This window comes from Bradyrhizobium sp. USDA 4501 (genome assembly GCF_054062115.1).
In genome coordinates, this window is record NZ_JBSSEX010000001.1 from 3905628 (window position 1) to 3923198 (window position 17571).

Sequence of the window (17571 nt, forward strand, 5' to 3'; positions counted from 1 at the left end):
CCTGCTGCGCAACATACTCGGTGCCGTCCCTGCGAACGCAGGGACCCATAACCACAAACGGTTATTGGTGAACGATGGTGGAACGACGAGTCCCGATCACAACATCTGCTGCGGCGTATGGGTCCCTGCTTTCGCAGGGACGACATCTGTTGTGCGGCAGCACTCGCCACCAAATCAAATCATCGCACACACGACGGTAAGGCCGGCCGCGCTCAACCGTCACCTCGCCCGACCGTCAATTCATCGCCCCGGAGCGAGGCGACGTGCGGCGCTTGAGTTTTGCGGCGGGCGCTGCGGGCGCCGGTGTCGCTTCCTTCGCCCCGCCGATCCTGCGCAGCGCGGCGTCGGCGGCGCGCTCGCCGCTGTCCCAGGCGCCGTCGATGGTGCCCCACAGCGTCTCATGGGTGGTCTCGCCCGCGAGATACATCGCGCCGATCGGCTCGGCCAGGATTCGGCGCGAGAATTGTGCGCCGGGTGCAGCAGCCGACATCGCGCCCATAATGAAGGGCTGTGCATTCCAGCGCGTCGCGCTGGTCTTCTTCACGGCGGCGCCGACCTCGCTGCCATAGAGCTTGGTCAGCCATTCCACCGCGAAAGCCGACATCGCCTGCTCGCCCTGCGCCGACAGGTCGCGGCCGAACGAGCCTGCGACGTCGATCGTACACAGCGAGGAGCCTGCGATATTGCCGTAGAGCAGCGCCGTCTTGGTCGAATTGCTCTGCTCAATGATGACGTCATCGCGCGACAGTCCGAGCGGATTGCCGGGGATCTGCAGCGCGATGCGATCGTAGCTGCCGAGGCTGAGCTTGGCGGCGGCATCGAGCGCGCGCTTCGGAAGCTCCGGCGCGAATTTGATATTGCCGCTCGCGAGCACGTTGCTCGACACCGTGACGATGGCGGCGCGCGCGGTGATCTTGCCGGAGGGCGTCTCGACCATGACGTCGCGATTGCTCCACAGGATACGCTGCGCCGGCGTCGACAGCGCCAGCGGCAGTCCTTCGCCGAGCTTTGCGATCAGCGCGCCGAGCCCCTGCCGGCAAGCGATCGCGGTGTTGCGATCCTGCGCGCGCACCTTGTCGACGGCGGAGAGATCCTTCAGATCCTTGCCGCAGAAACTGGGCCCGAGTAGGAATTCCGCGGTGCCGGCCCAATCGCCGAGATCCTTCGGCATCGCAGCGGCGCAGGCGATATCGGCCTTGCGCCCAGCGTCGTCGATGGCGCGATTGGCGCGCACCAGCGCCGCCAAAAACTCCTCGGTCTCGCCGGGGCGGGCATAGCGCCGGCCGATGCGAATCTTCTGCCCCGCAGGCGCCGTGACGATGTCGAGGCCCGCGGAGCGGGCCAGCCGGATCATCGGATTGGTCTCGGGATTGTGCATCCAGCGCGCGCCGCGGTCGAACGGCACACCGAATGTCGACGCGTCGGTCTGGCAGCGACCGCCGACCTGGCCTGCCGCTTCCACCACGATCACCTTGCGGTTGGCGGCAACGATCCGTCGCGCCGCGGCAATGCCTGCGGCCCCTGCGCCGATCACGACGATGTCGGCCTCGCGCGGCGGCGGCGCCGCAAGCACCCGGCCGCCCAGCGCAGGCACCAGCGCGAAGGCTGCGGACGCCGAAAGGAAATCGCGGCGGGTCACGGTCATGACATAGCTTCTGGCATGGTTTCCGGGGACTTGCGGAGAACGGGAACGCTTCGCGAACTGTGCCGCATCTCACCGACCGCAGCAACCATCACGGTAAATCAATCATGATTGATCCGCCGATGGCATGAACTAAATTGCAACAGCTTGCGACCATGATTAAGTGAAACACAAGCGGTCATAGAACCGCTGGGGGGAATCCATGGGCGTAATGCTCGATACCGTCGGTAAATGGATCGCGGGGTACCTGCAGAAGGAAGTCCCCGGTTACGAGCCGTTCACGCCGAGCGACCCGGACCATCTGCGGAGCATCATGCAGCCCGGCGACGTGCTGCTGGTCGAAGGCAACAACCGGATTTCCGGCATCATCAAATACCTCACGCAGTCGACCTGGTCGCACGCCGCGCTGTTTGTCGGACCGATCGACGGCGCGTTCGAGCCTGACGGCGAACAGCATGTGCTGATCGAGGCCAATATCGGCGAAGGCGTGACCTCCGCGCCGCTGTCGAAATATCTCGCTTACCACACCCGCCTCTGCCGTCCGGTCGGCCTGTCGTTCGAGGACCGCACCACGGTGTGCCGCTACGCCATCAACCGCATCGGCTTCGGCTACGACACCAAGAACATCGTCGATCTCGCGCGCTATCTGTTTCCGCTGCCGATCCCGCAGCGCTGGCGCCGCCGCATGATCGCGTTCGGCTCCGGCGATCCGACCAAGATCATCTGCTCGGCGCTGATCGCGCAGGCGTTCGACGCCGTGCGCTATCCGATCCTGCCCAAGATCACGCGCGCCGCCAGCCGCAAGGCGCGCCGCGAGATCCTGCATATCCGCGATTCCTCGCTCTACATGCCTCGCGACTTCGACATCTCGCCCTATTTCGAAGTCGTCAAACCCACCATCGTGCACGGTTTCGACTATACGGCCCTGCACTGGGCCGACAAGCAGAAGCCGCTCCAGGAGGTGGCGGGCGAATTCGGTGTGTTTCCAGAACGTAAGTCGCCGCCGCTTGTTCCTGAAGCGACTGACGAAGAGACGGCGCTTCCGGCTGCGGAAATGACCGCGGAAGGTCGCGCGCCGGTGTGACGATCAGAACGTTGCCGCAAGCGTCAGCCGAACGGCAAGCGGCTCGGCAGGATGCACATGGCGGTCGGCGACGCCATCGATCGGCTCGCCCGGCAGCCGCGACAGATAGTAGTATTCGATCTGGTTGGTTTGCGCGTTGAAGAGATTGAGGACGTCGAGCTGCAGCCGCATCCCGTTGTCGAATTTGTAGCCGGCGCGGGCGTTGACGATGAATGACGACAGCGAGCGCACGCTGTCATCCTCGATCAGCGGGCGCGGGCCGAAATAGCGGGCGCGCAGGCTGCCGAACCAGCCGGTCTCGCGGCCGAAGGTGACGCCGCCGCTGGCGACCCAGGCCGGCGCACCCGGAATGAAATTGCCGGCCGGATCGACATCCGTGAAGCGGGCGCGGGTATAGGCGAGGTCGAAATCGAGGCTCACCCACGGCAAGAGCTTGTACTGGTTGGTCCACTCGACGCCGACGCGCCGGCTCGGCCGGCTCGGCTCGGTGGTGCCGGCATCGCCGACGAACAGCAGCTCGGAATCGAAATCGAGCACGAACACGGCGAGCGACGAGGTGAGGCCGTCGATCGCCCTGGTGCGGATGCCGAGCTCGGCGCCCTTCGAGCGCACCAGCAGCGGCACGCGCTCGAGCGGCGTCACCTTGTCATTGGGATCGACGGTGATGGTCGCGCCCCTGATGTCGTTGGAATGCAAGCCGAAGCCGGCATTGCCGTAGAACTCGGTCCTGGACCAGGGGCCGAGCACGATGCCGGCCTTCGGGCTCGTCATCGCCGCCTGGGCGTTGCCGGAATTCTGCGGCGTGTCGCTCAGCACATGGCCGGCAAAATAATCCTCGCGGATGCCGACCGTGGTGCGCAGCCAGTCGGTCCAGCGCGCGGTGGTATCGGCCCACAGCGCGACGCTGCCCTCCTGCACCTGGTCGTTGCGCACGCTGGACAGGATCTCGCGCTGCACGGTCTTGAACAGACCGACATTGATGTCGTCGTAGCGGGTCTGCACGCCGACCCGGGTCTGCGTATCGACGCCGGCGAAACGAAGGTCGAAAGCATGGCTGGCGTCGAGGCCATAGACGGTGCGCCTGTCGGTCTGGCTGAACTGGTCACCGTTGACGGGGTCGTCGAGGAAATAGGTGAAGTTGTTGTCAAGCTGCAGCGACGAGCGGATCACATAGGCGTTGAGCTTGCTCTGCCCGTAGTCGCTGGACTGCGCCCAGTTGCCGGACAGGCTGAAGCGGCTGGCGGTGCCGCCATCGGTCGGATCGAGCGTGCCATAACGGCCGATCAGGCCCTGGTCGATCGCACGTTGCGCGACCTGGTCGGTCGAATTCCAGCCATTGGAATAGGCCATCGCGGTCAGCGAGAAGCCGTCGGTCGCGGTACCCTGGCTATAGCGCAGTACGCCGTTGAGCTTGCGAATGTCGTCGGGCACGTCCCACGGGCCATTGTATTTGTTGGCCTCGAAGGCTGCGAGCAGCGTGCCATCGCCGGCCTTGGCCGAGCTGGCTGTCATCGCGCGCAGATAGCCGAAGCTGCCAACCGTCAGCTCGGCGATGTTCTTCGGCAGTGCGTTCAGATAATTGATGTCGACCGCGCCGGCGGAAGCGAAGTCGCCCTTGTCCGCGTAGTATGGACCCTTGCGGACATCCATCGACCGGATCAGCTCCGGGATCAGGAAATTGATGTCGGCATAGCCCTGGCCATGACCATGGGTCGGCATGTTGACCGGCATGCCGTCGACGGTGATGGCGAGGTCAGTGCCGTGATCGAGATTGAAGCCGCGCAGAAAATATTGATTGGCTTTGCCCTCGCCGGAATGCTGAGTGACGATCAGACCCGGCACCACCTCCAGAACTTCGCCGACGCGCGAGATCGGCCGCGCATTCACCTCGTCGCCGCTGATCTGCCGCGCGCTGGCGGCGGTCGGTTGCAGATCGGACGCGGACACGGTCGCCGAGCCGCCGGTGATTCCGTCGCTCGCAGCGGTGGGCTGGCTCGGTTGGAGCGCTGCGGGCTTGCGGCCGCCGCCGGCGACACGGCGCGGACGCTGGGACGGTCTGGCGTGCCTGGGTGGCCCCTGGTCCGGCGACGTCACCGTCACCGGCGGCAACTGGCCGGGCACGGTGGCGACCGCCTGCGCTTCGGCGGCCGGCGCAAATGCTGCAATGGACGCGGCGGCGGGAAATATCCGCCATGCAGTACGACGCAACGCCCATGCCCCCGCATGATACCTGTTACAGTCACGCGACGACCGCACCAGTCCAACCAACCTCGGCAAAGCGACGCTACCAAGCACAGTATGACGTTACAAGAAAAATGTCATACCGCCAGGCAATCGAGCCACCACGGATAATCCATGCAACGCATCACCATCACCATCGAGGATGACCTGCTCGCGGAGATCGACGCCGCCGCCGAGGCGCGCGGCTATCAGAACCGCTCCGAGATCATCCGCGATCTCGCACGCGCCGGCTTGCAGCAGAGCGCGGAAGAGGCGCCGTCAGGGCAGTGCGTTGCGGCGCTGGTCTATGTCTACGACCACGCCGCGCGCGATCTGTCGAAGCGGCTGGTGCAGAATTTCCATGGCCATCACGACCTGTCGCTGGCGACGCTGCACGTCCATCTCGACGACGACAGCTGCATGGAGGTGACGGCGCTGAAGGGTGCCAGCAGCGAGGTCCGCCATCTCGCCGATCACGTCATCGCCGAGCGCGGTGTGCGTTACGGCCGCGTCGTGATGATCCCGACCGCTCCGGACAAGAAACCGCGCAAGCGGGGGCACGGGCACGATTGAGAGCGTGTCGTCTCGTAGCCCGGATGGAGCGCAGCGAAATCCGGGAAGCTCCGTCTGCGGGCGAGGCCCCGGATTTCGCTTCGCTCCATCCGGGCTACGCAATGAATACGCTACGCCGCCCTCGCCTTGGTGCCGCGCGGCAGGCCGGCGCGGGCGAGACCGCCATAGAGCGCCTCGTTCGGCATCTCCGATTTCAGGATCGCGCGCACCTCGACCAGGCGATCGAGATCGATGCCGGTCGGAAATCCCTTGCTCTCGCAGAGAAAGACGAGGTCCTCGAACACGACATTGCCGGTGGCGCCCGGCGCGAACGGGCAGCCGCCGAGGCCGCCGAGCGAGCCGTCGAGCACGCGGGCGCCCTCATCGAGCGCGGCGGAAGCATTCGCGATGCCCATGCCGCGGGTGTCGTGCAGATGCACGCAGACCGGCTTCGATCCCGCGATCTTCACCGCGCCCCGCGTCAGCTCGCCGACCTGCTTCGGCCCGGCATAACCCACCGTGTCCGCAATCGCGACCATGTCGACGCCGACCTCGTAGAGCTTCTCGGTGAGGCGCAGCACCTCGTTCGGATCGACGGGACCGACGATCGAGCAGCCCAGTGCCATCGAGATCGCGGCATTGACCAGGGGCTTGTGCGCGCTGGCATCGCGCAGCTCGCAAAGCCGCTTGATGTTCCCGATCGCGGATTCGCGCGAGCGGTTGGCGTTGGCCTGGCTGTGCTCCTCGGTCGCCGATACCACCGAGGCGATCTCGGCAACGCCGGTGGCCAGCGCCTCGTTGACGCCGCGCTCGTTCAGCGCCAGCGCGACGCCGTGCGCCCCAGGCAGCGCGGCGATGGAGGCGACCACGTCGCGGACATCGACGAATTGCGGGAAGGTCTTGGCCGGCAGGAACGAGCCAGCCTCGAAATGCCGTACGCCGGCGGCGTATTCATCGCGCACCCAGCGCTGTTTCGCCGCGGTCGACGGGAACGTCTTCACGAGCTGCAGCCCGTCGCGCAGGCCGACCTCGCGCAGGCTCACCTTGTCGGTGGGATAGATATCGTGGACACGGGTCATGTCAGCCTCACGCAGCGTTTCCGGTTGATGAAATCTTCTGTTGTGCGAGCTCGGCGCGCACCGCTTCGGTATCGGCGCCGAGCACCGGCACCTTCAGACCTTCGCCGATATTGCGGCCGTTCCATTCGAGCGGCAGCGCGGGGACGCGGAACGGCTTGCCGTCGGCGTTCACGTTGTTGACCAGCCCGCCGGGACGCAGCACATGCGGATCCCCGAGCAGATCCTCCGGCCGGTTGATCGGCGAGAAGCAGATGTTAAGCGCGTCGAGCCTCGCCGAGAGGTCCGCCACGTTCCAATCCTTGATCACCGCGGCAACGCGCGGAATGATCCGGTCGCGCGCCATGATGCGGTCCGTGGTCGAGCGCAGCGTCGGATCGTCGGCGAATTCCGTGAGGCCGAACTCGCGGCAGAAGCTCTGCCAATGACCTTCGGTGACGACGCCGATGAAGATGCGAGCGCCGCCGGCGGTATCGAAGATGTCGTAGATCGGCCAGGCATGCTCGCGTTCCGGCATCGAGCGCGGCTTGCGCCCGGTCATCTCGTACTCGACCATGTGCTGGGCGACCAGGAACAGGCAGTTCTCGAACAGGCCGATGCGGATGTCAGCGCCGCTCCTGTCGCCGCCACGCTTCTGATAGAGCGCGGCGAGGATCGAGATCACCCCGAACATGCCGCCCATGATGTCGTTGGCGGAGGAGCCGACGCGCTGCGGCTTGTCGCGCGTGCCGGTCATCGCCGCGAGCCCCGACATCATCTGCACGACCTCGTCGAGCGCCGGCCGATGATCATAGGGACCGGACAGAAAGCCCTTGTGGCCGGCGATGATCAGCTGCGGATATTTTTGGCGAAGCTCCTCGGCGCCGAGCCCCTGCTTGTCGAGCTGGCCGTCGCGAAAATTCTCCAGGAACACGTCGGCGCTGGCAAGCAGCCGGTGCATCGTGTCGCGGTCCTCGGGCTTGGCGAAGTCGAGCACGACGCTGCGCTTGCCGCGGTTGAACAGCGGGAAGAACGAGACGCCCATGCCGCCGAGCGAACGGGTCTTGTCGCCGGCGGGCGGTTCGACCTTGATCACCTCGGCGCCGAGTTGCGCCAGGATCATGCCGCAGGTCGGCCCCATCACCATGTGGGTCATCTCGACGACCCTCACGCCTTCCAGCGGCAGTCCGTTCCCGGTCATCGGTTTCTCCGTGCTCGTTGCGCTCTTGTTCTGACGCGTTTCTTCACGCGAACCGGTATCCGCTTCGCTCGAAAACGCTTTGTGATCGGCGCAGGTTAGGCTTCCGCACGCTATCTGAAAAATATAATCTGTCGAATAGAGTATTCGTGGTTCTAGAACGCTGAACCCTCATGGATTCGCGCCAGCTTCGCTATTTCATCGCGGTTTACGAGCAGCGCAACCTGTCGCGGGCGGCGGATCAGGCCAACGTCGCGCAATCCGCGCTCAGCCACCACATCGCTAATCTGGAAGCTGAATTCGCCACGCCGCTGTTCGAGCGCAAGCCACGCGGCATGGAACCGACCGCGGCGGGCGAGCGGCTCTATGAACATGCCCGCATCATCCTGCGCGCGATGGCGGCGGCCGAGCGCGAGATCAAGGAAGGCGCCAGCGTGATCGCCGGCGATATCTCGATCGGCATGGCCAATTCCGGGATGAAGGCGATCGGCGTGCCGCTGATGCGCACCGTGCTGACGAAATATCCGAACCTGAAGCTGTCGCTGACCGAGAGTCTCTCCGGCGCGACGCTGCTGCATCTGCTGAGCTCCGAGGTCGACCTCGCGCTGGTCTACAATCCGCCGTCGGAAAAGGACCTCATCGCCGAGCCGGTGCTGGAGGAACAGATGTTCTGCGTCGGCACCGAGAAGCTGATCGGGAAGAAAACGCCAATCACCTTCGAGGAGGTGACGCGGCTGCCCCTGATCCTGTTGCGGTACGGACTATCGGCGCGCGCGCTGCTGGATGATCCCGTGCTGCTGAAGCGGCTCGAGGCCAATGCGATCATGCATCTCAACTCGACCAGCGGCATGATCGGCGCGCTGACCGCGGGCTTGGGCTGCACGATCGCGACGACGCATTTCGTCAGCGAGCCATTGAAGGCACGATCGCTGGTCGCGCGCGAAGTCATCGAACCAAAACTGACCCGCACGCTCTATCTTTGCCGCTTGCGCAACCGCCCAATGACTTACGTCATGGAGGAGATGTGCCGCCTGATCCGCGCCCTGATCGCAGACCAGGTGGGCCGCGGTGCCTGGGAGGCGACGCTGCTGATCTGAATGTATGACCCAGTGGTTGCACAGGTTCAGTGTCGTCCCTGCGAAAGCAGTGACCCATAACCACCGAACCGCAAAGTTGCGCACCAGTGGGACGACGAGTCCCTTTCACGACACCCGCCGCGGAGTATGGGTTCCTGCTTTCGCAGGGGCGACAGTTGAACAAGCCGTTTGAAAGGTGAATCAATGCAACCCTCCCCCCAGAGTTCGAAAATATCGAACGATTCCTTCGATATGTTCGTCTGGATTTCTGGCTCCCGGCTGCCAAACATGCGCGACCGGCACGCCTTCGCAAGAAGGGCGGCCGTTGCACCATTCGGGGAGGACCATCATGAGCGCCGTCGAACTCGGCTCGGTCGCCGATCTCGCCACCACGACAAGCGGACCCGACCAGATTTCGCGACGGCTCGAGGCGCTGCCCACGTCCGGCTACGTCTGGCGGCTGGTGATTCTACTCTCGCTCGGCGGCTGCTTCGAAATCTACGACCTGTTCTTTACCGGCTATATCGCGCCGGGCCTTGCCCGCAGCGGATTGATGACCACGACGACGCAGGCGTTCTTCGGCTTCTCCGGGATCGGCGCCTTCGTCGCGGCGACCTTCGCCGGCCTGTTCGTCGGCACGTTCTGCCTCGGCTTCCTCGCCGATCGCTTCGGGCGCAAGGCGGTCTTCACTTGGTCGCTGCTGTTCTACAGCGCCGCATCCGTGATCATGGCGTGCCAGACCACACCCGGCGGCCTGCTGCTGTGGCGCTTCATCGCCGGGATCGGGATCGGCATCGAGGTCATCACCATCGACGCCTACATCACCGAGCTGGTGCCGAGCTGGATGCGCGGCCGGGCGTTTGCGATCAACCAGGCGGTGATGCTGTCGGCGGTGCCGATCGTCGCCGCGCTGTCGTGGTGGCTGGTGCCGCTCTCGCCGCACGGCATCGACGGCTGGCGCTGGGTCGTGCTGATCGGCGCCGCCGCCAGCATGATCATCTGGGTGCTGCGGCTCTACGTTCCGGAAAGCCCACTCTGGCTGGCCCGCCATGGCCGCGCTGCCGAGGCCGAGACAATCATGCGGACGCTCGAAGCCGCATCGCCGACGGCGGCGCCGCGCCCGACCGCGACGGCGGCGATGGCGCCGGCAGGTGCGCCGGCCGAGACCGGCTATGCCGACCTGTTCAGGCCGCCCTACGCGTCGCTCGTCGTGCTGTTCATGATCTTCAATCTCTGCCAGGCATTCGGCGTCTACGGCTTCTCCAACTGGGTTCCGGCGCTCTTGGTGCAGAAGGGCATCAACGTCACCAAGAGCCTGCAATATTCCTTCATCATCGCCTTCGCCTATCCGCTCGCGCCGCTCTTGGCCGCAACCTTCGCCGACCGCTTCGAGCGCAAATGGATCATCTGCGGCGCGGCCGCCGCGATCTCGGTGTTCGGTCTCGCCTTCTCGCAGCTCACCGAGCCGGTGCTGCTGATCGCCAGCGGCGTGCTGGTGACGGGGGCCAACATGACGCTGTCCTACGCCTATCACGCCTACCAGACCGAGGTGTTTCCGACCGCGATCCGGGCACGCGCCGCGGGCCTCGTCTATTCGATGAGCCGGCTCAGCGCGACCTTCTCCGGCTTCATCGTGGCGTTCATGCTGAAGGAGGCCGGCGTCGGCGGCGTGTTCGGCCTGATCACCGCGGCGATGGTCATCGTGATCATTGCCATCGGTGTCTGGGGACCGAACGTCCGCGGCAGGCCGCTCGACGCCTAGAGCAATTCACTCGAAAACGCTCTCGCCGCGGCACAAACGGCACTTGCCGAAGCCATATTGGGTGTCTACCTCTCGCGGGTCATTTGTGCAGAGGTAACCCAGTCATGTTAGCCGCCGCCGTCAAGGCGCTTTCGCAAATCCTGTCGCCGCCGATGCGCTCGATCCTGTGGCGCTCGATCGGGCTCGCGCTGGTGCTGATCACCGTGCTGGCGATCGGATTGCAGCGGCTGCTGAGCTGGTTTGCCGACTATGGAGAGGTCTGGGCCGAAGGCATGCTCGGCCCCAATTTCCATTCCACGCTGCACGTGCTGTCCTGGATCGTCTCGATCTCGGCGGGCCTTGGCGTCGTGCTCGGCGGCATCTTCCTGATGCCGGCGATCACCTCGCTGGTGGCGAGCCTGTTTGTCGACGACGTCGCCGACCATGTCGAGCGCGAGCATTATCCGGCCGACCATCCCGGCGTGGCGCTGCCGGTGACGCTCGCGACGATCGAGGGCGTCAAGACCGCGCTGCTGACGATCCTGGTCTATCTGGTCGCGCTGCCGTTCGTGCTGTTCGCGGGCGCGGGCTTCATCATCTTCTTCCTCGCGACCGCCTGGCTGCTCGGCCGCGAGTATTTCGAGCTTGCGGCGATGCGGTTCCGCTCGCCTGATGACGCCAAGGCGATGCGCAAGGAGAACGCGGCGACAGTCTTTACCGCGGGCCTGTTCATCGCCGCCTTCGTCTCGATCCCGATCGTCAATCTGGCGACGCCGCTGTTCGGCATGGCCTTCATGGTGCACATGTACAAGCGGCTGTCGGGCCCGCGGCGCGAGTTGCTCGAGCCGGCGCGGCGAACCAACGTGTCCTCGGTCTAGGTGTTATCCGGAAGGCCGGGCAGCGATGCCGGTACCCGATCGCTTGCGAAGGGTACAAGCAGCAGTCCGACGATCGCCACGCAGGCGAGCATCGCCCATGCTTCGTTCACGGTGAGTGCGAGCGACGCCCGTTCGACCAACGGCCGGATGAATGCCACCGTGGCGTCGTCCGGCAGACCCGGCGGCCGGTCGATCAGCAACTTCGGATCGAGCCCGATCGCCTGCGCCGCAGTGACATCCCCCGCCAGCAGGCGCAGGCGGAAATCCTCGCCATAGATCGGGCTTCGCCCATAGAGGATGGTATCGATCAGGGCGATCCCGATCGCGCCGCCCAGATTGCGCATCAGATTGAACAGTCCGCTGGCGTCGGCAATGTCCGCCTCCGGCAGGGCGCCCAGCGCAATGCGCGTCGGCGGTAGCAGGCAGAAAATGATCGCGACGCCACGCACGACCTGCGGCCAGAACATCTCGCCAAAATCCGCCGTGCGCGGCTGAATGGCGCTCCAGCCGAGGCCGAGCGCGAACAAGGCGAAGCCCGCGCCGGTCAGCCGCCGCGCGCCGACGCGGCTTTCGAGGATCGCCGCAAGCGGCGCGGCGGCGAGCTGCGCAACCCCCGTGACCAGCATGATCGTGCCGATCTCGAAGGCGTCATGGCGGCGGACGAAACCGAGGAATACCGGCATCAGATAGGTCGATCCATACAGGCCAATGCCGAGGCAAAAGCTCAGTGCGCAACCGATCGCGAACGGACGCCGCTTGAAAAGCGTCAATTGCGCGATCGGATCCACCGCGCGGAGCGTGCGCCGGATCAGCAATGCCATCCCGGCAATGCTTCCGATCAGCAGGCCGAGACAAGGCATCGACGCCCAACCGCGTTGCGGCGCTTCCTTCAGACCAATCATGAAGCTTGCGAGCGTCGCTGCTAGCAGGACAAGCGACCATTTATCCAGTCTGGAGAACGCCCGAAGCTGCACGCCTTCCCTCGGAAGCAGCAACGGCGTGACTGTGGCTGCCACCGTTCCCGGAGCCAGATTGATCAGGAACAGCCATGGCCAGGACCATGTCTGCGTGATCCAGCCGCCGACGACGGGTCCGACGGTCGGCGCGAGCACCGCGACGACGCCGCCGATCGTGGTGGCCACCGGATGAAGCCGCGCCGGGAACAGCGTGAACACGGCGGAGAACACTGCGGGGATCAGCACGCCGCCGGAAAATCCCTGCAGCACGCGAAACGCCAGCAGCGCGGCAAAGCCGCCGCTGAGGGCGCAGCCGACCGAGGCGGCAGTGAACAGGCTCACCGCAAGCGCGAACAGCCATCGCAACGACAGCGCATGCGTGAAGAGGCCGGTCAGTGGGATCGCGATCACCTCCGCGATCAGATAGGCGGTCTGGATCCAGCTCATCGCCGCCGGCGAGATCGCTAGCGCGCGTTGGATCGTCGGCAACGAGGTTGCGACGACCTGGATGTCGAGAATCGCCATGAACATGCCGAAGCACATCAAGAGGAAGCCGGTCCAGGTCGCAGCCGATGGGCCGTCGGTTCGGTGATCCGCCTTGCTCATGGCGTGCTTGTGCGCGGCCAATCGGAGACGGAGAGCGCGCGGTTCTCGATCCGAATCCGGACCGCAAGCACCGCGAGATTGAGGAGGGTAAAGATCAGCGCCAATCGCGGCAGGTGGAGCGCGAGGGGAAGAAGTGCGATTTCACCGACCACGACGGCGTAGTTTGGATGCGGGAAATATCGGTACGGCCCGGATGCGACCAGCGGCGCGCCCGGCAGCACGACGATTCGCGTGGTCCATCGCGGCCCCAGCGCGACGAGGATCCATATCCGCAAGCCTTGCAGCACCAGGAAACCCGCCAGCGCGGCCAGATTGACGTCCTGGTCGCGGCCCCAGATCCACAGCGCGGTCAGCCAGCCGGCGTGAACCAGGACAATGAGCGGGTAGTGATTGGCGCCGACCTCGACCGCGCCTCGTGCGAGAAGCCGCTCGGTGTTGCGACGTGACAGCACGAGCTCGCCGAGACGCTGCAGCGTGACCAGCGAGAGGATGACCGACGCGAAGCTCACGCCGCGTGCCTGAGCGCAACGCAGCTGAGCGTGAAGCCTGGCCCGAGCGCCGTGAGCAGCGAGCGCGGCGGCAATCCCTTGGCGCAGGCTCGTTCGAGAACAAAGAGAACCGTCGGGCCCGACATGTTGCCGCAAGCCGCGATGACGTCGCGTTCGTGATCGAGCGTGCCCTGATCGAGCGCGAGTGCCCGCTCCAGCGCGGCGATGACCTTGGCGCCGCCGGGATGGCAGAGGAAGCGGTCGATGTCATCGGCGATCAGCTGCATCCGCGCCAGGATTTCGGCGACGGCTGGTCCAACATGGTCGCGGACGAAATCCGGAATGGTTCGCTGAAAGACCACGCCGAATCCTTCCGGATCGACCGTCCAGCCCATGATGTCGAGCGTATCCGGCCACAGCTTTTCGCCCATCGCCTCGATCCGCGTCGCGCCACCGTCGCCGGCACGCAGCACGATCGCGGCCGCGCCATCGCCGAACAGGCTGGCCGCAACGATATTTGCCTTGGTGAGCTCGTCGTGCCGGACCGCGAGCGTGCAGAGTTCGAGCGCAACCAGCAGCACGTTCGCTCCCGGCCGCGCTTCGGCCAGCCGCGCCGCGATCGACAGGCCCGACACGCCGCCCGCGCAGCCCAGGCCGAACACCGGCACGCGCGACACATCCGTCCGCAGACCGAGCTTGCCGGCGACGCGCGCCTCCAGCGTCGGCGTGGCTATACCCGTCGAGCACACCGTGACCACGATATCGATGTCCCCGCCGGTCAGGTCGGCGCGCGCAATCGCCTTGCGGGCCACGTCGACGTACAGCGTCTCCGCGCCCTCCAGGAACGCCAGCGTTCGCTCCGGCCAGCCGCGCCGTTCGAGATACCATTCGATCGGCTTGACGCCGTAGCGATGCTGGATGCCGGTGTTGGCGAACAGGCTGGAGAGCGTCTCGAATTCGGGATAGCGATCGGCGAGGAGATTGCGCGCGGCCTGCAGGACCTGTCCCTGATGGAATAGATGCGGTGGAACCGCCGTCGCCAGGGAAACAAGCGCGGCCGTCTGCTTTATCTCGATCATCATGGCTCCATTTCCCCCGCTCTTGGAACCGCGCGATGAGCAAAATATTTCAACACGCCTGCGACATAGCGCGAGCGCCGCATTCACTATAAATTGACCCGGCGCCGATATCCGCGCCGCCTCTTCGAAAATCAGGAAGCGGTGACGCCCAGCCTGCGCATCGCGCTCTTCACCAAGCCGAGCGGCGCCGGCGACAACGGGCCCTGCGGCGCGCGCGTGATGAAGGCGACCAGGACCAGCGCCAGGATCGCGAGCCAGAAGCACAGCCAGAAGCCGTCGATATAGGCGAGCGTGTTGGCCTCGCGCTGCACCAGCGCCGCCAGCGTGCCGACGGCGCGCCCCGTCGCCGTCCCGATGCCGTGGCCGGAAAATTCACCCGCCAGCCGCTTGAGCAGGTTCACGACGTCGATATCGCCATTCTGGACGTGCTGTCCGAGATAGTTGGAATGGATCTGCTCGCGGACCCGCAGCCAGGTCCCCATCAGCGCGACGCCGATCTCGGCGCCGCCGAGGCGCATGATCTGGATATAGGCCGCGAACGCCGTCGCCCGCGACGGATCGGAATTCGACAGCGCCATGATGATGATCGGCAGCAGCGTGAACGCCTGCCCGATCGAGGTGAGCAGGACGATGCCGACGAAATCCTCGCGCGCCCAGACGTGGCTCAGCTGCGTGCCCCAGAGATTGGTGGCTGCGAACGCCGAGAAGCCGAGCACCACGACGATGCGCGGATCGAGGTGGCGCAGCAGCAGAATCGAGATCGGCACCAGCACGAACATCGGCAGCGCGCCGTAGGTGAACAGCAGCACGCCCGACTGCTCCGGCCGCAGCGCGCCGACGGTGCCGAGGAAGTTCGGCACCAGCGACGAATTCGACAGGCTGGTCAGCGTGTACAGCAGGATGACGACCAGCGAGAGCCCGACATTGCGCGAGAACAGCACGTTGAAATGCGCCCAGGGCCGGCGCGCGATCATTTCGTTGATCATGAAGGCGACGATCAACAGCCCGCCGCCGATCAAGAGCGCCATCACCGTGCCCGACGACAGCCAGTCCAGCCGGTTGCCCTGATCGAGCCCGGCATAGACCATCGACACCCCGGCGCCGAGCAGCAGCATGCCGCCCCAATCGGCATGGTGCAGCAGGTCGCGATTGACGGGTTCTTTCGGCGTGCCGAGATACACCATCAGCCCCATCAGCGGCGCGATCACCACGCCCTGCCAATACAGCCACTGCCAGCCGAGATGCTCGACATAGAAACCGACCAGCGAGCTTGACGAGTCGAGCGCGAAGCCGACGCGGATCGAGTACATCGCAATCGCCGGCAGCCACCATCGGATCGGCAAATTGCGCAGGATGATCATCAGCGTCGCCGGCACGAAGGTGCCGAGCAGCATGCCGTGGGCGATGCTGAGCGCGATCAGCGTCGTGTAGTCGCGCACGAACGGAATAGTCAGCGAGACCACGGCATAGACCAGGCTCGGAATGCCGAGCACCCCGCGCAGGCCGAACACGGTGGCAAGCCAGGCCACCGCAGGCGCAACGAAGATCTGCGAGCCGATGGCAGCCGTGGAGAGCCAGGCGCCCTCGTCAAAGCTGAGCGAGAATGCGCCGCGCAGATCGGGCAGGCCGACCGAGGTCAGGCGGCTGTCGAAATTCGCCAGGAACGCGCCGAGCAGCACGGCGACGACCGCGAACAGCGGATAGCGCGCGACGTCGCCGCGCGAGACCGGACCACGGTCGCGGTCGTCACTTTCCGCCATTGGCGACCGCCTCGCCGGTGTCGATCCGCGTGACGACCGACATGCCCGGCAGCAGGCGCTCGAGCAAGGGCTGGCCCTTGTCGAACTGGATCCGCACCGGAATGCGCTGCACCACCTTGGTGAAATTGCCGGTGGCGTTGTCGGGCGGCAGCAGCGCGAACTGCGATCCGCTCGCCGGCGCGATGCGCTCGACGACGCCGCGCAGCTTCTGGCCCGCGAACGTATCCACGGTGACCTCGACCGGCTGGCCCGGCTTGACGTTGGTCAGCTGGGTCTCCTTGTAGTTGGCGATCACATAGACGTTCGGCAGCGGCACGACGTTGATCAGATTGGCGCCGATGTTGACGTAGTCGCCCGGCTGGACTTGGCGCTCGCCGGTGACGCCGTCGAACGGCGCGACGATCTTGGTGTAGCCAAGCTTGAGCTTGGCCGATGCCAATAGCGCCTTGGCGGCGTCGAGGTCGGCGGCGCGCTGCTTCTTGGTGCCTTGCAGGACCTCGAGCTGATGGCGCTGTGCCGCGATGACGGCGCGGCTGGCGCGCACGTCGGCCTCCGCCTTGGCGTAGGATGCGGTCGCCTGCTCGAGCCGCTGCCGCGTGCCGGCGTCGGTTTGCGACAGCGACTGCTGACGCTCTTCCTCCTGGCGTGCCAGAGTCTGCTGCGCCTCCGCGGACAGCCGCGCAGCTTCGGCCTGCGCGATGGTCGCATATTGCAGCTCGACCTGGTTGTTGAGGTTGTCGAGCACGGCCTGAGCACCGACCACGCCGGCCTCGGCTTGCGCCACCTGCGCCTGATAATCGGCCGGATCGATCTGCACCAGGAGATCGCCGGCCTTGACGTGCTGGAAATCGGAGACGGCGACGGTGAGCACCTCGCCGGACACGCGGCTGGAGAGCTGGGTCAATTCGGCGCGCACATAGGCATCATTGGTGGTCTGGATCGTGGCGCTGCCGACCCAGGCATCCCAGCGGCTGGTCGCCACCGCGACGAACACCAGCGCGACGAGCACGGCAAACAGCGGAATCGCGAAACGGCTCCAGAAGCCGCTTGCCGAAGGTTGCGGCTTGGCAGGTGCCGCAGCAGGCGCGGTCTGGCTGGCGGGTGACGGACCATCTTCAACCTGCTCTGCCACACCGCACTCCCTCAATCACGCACCGGAACAGCCGACGAACCTATCACGCGGACCGGCATCCACTTCGCTCGAGAACGCCCTGATAGCACATGACGACGATCATG

At 65.5% G+C, this 17571-nt stretch carries 14 protein-coding genes; 5 read left to right on the top strand and 9 right to left on the bottom strand.

From position 1 onward, the window contains the following. Positions 1 to 235: 235 nt before the first annotated feature. Positions 236 to 1645, bottom strand: coding sequence for a flavin monoamine oxidase family protein (locus ACVWZM_RS17930; protein ID WP_456854073.1), 1410 nt, complete (start codon positions 1643 to 1645; stop codon positions 236 to 238). A 199-nt stretch (positions 1646 to 1844) separates the two neighbouring features. On the opposite strand from ACVWZM_RS17930, the gene ACVWZM_RS17935 reads away from it, so the two are divergent. Then, on the top strand, positions 1845 to 2726 hold the full coding sequence (locus ACVWZM_RS17935; protein ID WP_057020373.1) for a YiiX/YebB-like N1pC/P60 family cysteine hydrolase: 882 nt from the start codon (positions 1845 to 1847) through the stop codon (positions 2724 to 2726). A 3-nt stretch (positions 2727 to 2729) separates the two neighbouring features. On the opposite strand, the gene ACVWZM_RS17940 is transcribed toward ACVWZM_RS17935, so the two are convergent. Further along, positions 2730 to 4934: a TonB-dependent receptor gene (locus ACVWZM_RS17940; protein WP_456854075.1), complete on the bottom strand. Its 2205-nt coding sequence runs from the start codon at positions 4932 to 4934 to the stop codon at positions 2730 to 2732. A gap of 147 nt (positions 4935 to 5081) precedes the next feature. Here ACVWZM_RS17940 and nikR point away from each other — a divergent pair, with 147 nt between their 5' ends. Further along, complete coding sequence (nikR, locus tag ACVWZM_RS17945) at positions 5082 to 5519, top strand: nickel-responsive transcriptional regulator NikR (RefSeq protein WP_076833744.1); 438 nt, start codon at positions 5082 to 5084, stop codon at positions 5517 to 5519. 110 nt (positions 5520 to 5629) lie between these two features. Here the strand turns inward: nikR and ACVWZM_RS17950 are convergent, their stop codons facing one another. Further along, a complete protein-coding gene (locus ACVWZM_RS17950; protein ID WP_456854077.1) occupies positions 5630 to 6577 on the bottom strand; it encodes a hydroxymethylglutaryl-CoA lyase in 948 nt (315 codons plus the stop codon). A 7-nt stretch (positions 6578 to 6584) separates the two neighbouring features. Continuing rightward, a complete protein-coding gene (locus tag ACVWZM_RS17955) occupies positions 6585 to 7754 on the bottom strand; it encodes a CaiB/BaiF CoA transferase family protein (protein ID WP_456854079.1) in 1170 nt (389 codons plus the stop codon). Positions 7755 to 7924: 170 nt separating this feature from the next. Here ACVWZM_RS17955 and ACVWZM_RS17960 point away from each other — a divergent pair, with 170 nt between their 5' ends. The 3 genes from ACVWZM_RS17960 to ACVWZM_RS17970 all read left to right on the top strand — a co-directional run bounded on the left by ACVWZM_RS17960 (position 7925) and on the right by ACVWZM_RS17970 (position 11446). Beyond that, the gene (locus ACVWZM_RS17960) at positions 7925 to 8848 is read left to right on the top strand and encodes a LysR family transcriptional regulator (RefSeq protein WP_016840003.1); all 924 of its coding nucleotides are present in this window, start codon (positions 7925 to 7927) and stop codon (positions 8846 to 8848) included. Positions 8849 to 9176: 328 nt separating this feature from the next. Next, positions 9177 to 10589: an MFS transporter gene (locus ACVWZM_RS17965; protein ID WP_057020369.1), complete on the top strand. Its 1413-nt coding sequence runs from the start codon at positions 9177 to 9179 to the stop codon at positions 10587 to 10589. Positions 10590 to 10693: 104 nt separating this feature from the next. Continuing rightward, a complete protein-coding gene (locus ACVWZM_RS17970) occupies positions 10694 to 11446 on the top strand; it encodes a sulfate transporter family protein (RefSeq protein WP_316398090.1) in 753 nt (250 codons plus the stop codon). Here ACVWZM_RS17970 and ACVWZM_RS17975 read toward each other — a convergent pair. From ACVWZM_RS17975 to ACVWZM_RS17995, 5 genes are all read right to left on the bottom strand, one after another. Continuing rightward, positions 11443 to 13008 carry a DHA2 family efflux MFS transporter permease subunit gene (locus ACVWZM_RS17975; protein WP_456854082.1) on the bottom strand — a complete coding sequence of 522 codons (1566 nt, stop codon included), beginning with the start codon at positions 13006 to 13008 and terminating at the stop codon, positions 11443 to 11445. The genes ACVWZM_RS17970 and ACVWZM_RS17975 overlap by 4 nt on opposite strands. After that, positions 13005 to 13517, bottom strand: a complete 513-nt coding sequence (locus ACVWZM_RS17980; protein ID WP_057020367.1) for an isoprenylcysteine carboxyl methyltransferase family protein — start codon at positions 13515 to 13517, stop codon at positions 13005 to 13007. Before ACVWZM_RS17980 ends, ACVWZM_RS17975 begins: the two co-directional genes overlap by 4 nt. Beyond that, entirely contained in the window at positions 13514 to 14566 is a 1053-nt protein-coding gene (locus tag ACVWZM_RS17985; RefSeq protein WP_253640938.1) for a type III polyketide synthase, read from the bottom strand. The genes ACVWZM_RS17980 and ACVWZM_RS17985 overlap by 4 nt, the downstream gene beginning before the upstream one ends. A 140-nt stretch (positions 14567 to 14706) precedes the next feature. Next, positions 14707 to 16335, bottom strand: coding sequence for an MFS transporter (locus ACVWZM_RS17990; RefSeq protein ID WP_456854084.1), 1629 nt, complete (start codon positions 16333 to 16335; stop codon positions 14707 to 14709). Then, positions 16322 to 17467, bottom strand: a complete 1146-nt coding sequence (locus tag ACVWZM_RS17995) for an HlyD family secretion protein (protein ID WP_168856183.1) — start codon at positions 17465 to 17467, stop codon at positions 16322 to 16324. The genes ACVWZM_RS17990 and ACVWZM_RS17995 overlap by 14 nt, the downstream gene beginning before the upstream one ends. Positions 17468 to 17571: the final 104 nt, after the last annotated feature.

Bases quoted from the DNA above. Each gene is read 5' to 3' on its own strand.
- ACVWZM_RS17930 (WP_456854073.1), bottom strand. From the start codon at position 1,645: ATGACCGTGACCCGCCGCGATTTCCTTTCGGCGTCCGCAGCCTTCGCG.
- ACVWZM_RS17935 (WP_057020373.1), top strand. From the start codon at position 1,845: ATGGGCGTAATGCTCGATACCGTCGGTAAATGGATCGCGGGGTACCTG.
- nikR (WP_076833744.1), top strand. From the start codon at position 5,082: ATGCAACGCATCACCATCACCATCGAGGATGACCTGCTCGCGGAGATC.
- ACVWZM_RS17950 (WP_456854077.1), bottom strand. From the start codon at position 6,577: ATGACCCGTGTCCACGATATCTATCCCACCGACAAGGTGAGCCTGCGC.
- ACVWZM_RS17955 (WP_456854079.1), bottom strand. From the start codon at position 7,754: ATGACCGGGAACGGACTGCCGCTGGAAGGCGTGAGGGTCGTCGAGATG.
- ACVWZM_RS17960 (WP_016840003.1), top strand. From the start codon at position 7,925: ATGGATTCGCGCCAGCTTCGCTATTTCATCGCGGTTTACGAGCAGCGC.
- ACVWZM_RS17965 (WP_057020369.1), top strand. From the start codon at position 9,177: ATGAGCGCCGTCGAACTCGGCTCGGTCGCCGATCTCGCCACCACGACA.
- ACVWZM_RS17970 (WP_316398090.1), top strand. From the start codon at position 10,694: ATGTTAGCCGCCGCCGTCAAGGCGCTTTCGCAAATCCTGTCGCCGCCG.
- ACVWZM_RS17975 (WP_456854082.1), bottom strand. From the start codon at position 13,008: ATGAGCAAGGCGGATCACCGAACCGACGGCCCATCGGCTGCGACCTGG.
- ACVWZM_RS17990 (WP_456854084.1), bottom strand. From the start codon at position 16,335: ATGGCGGAAAGTGACGACCGCGACCGTGGTCCGGTCTCGCGCGGCGAC.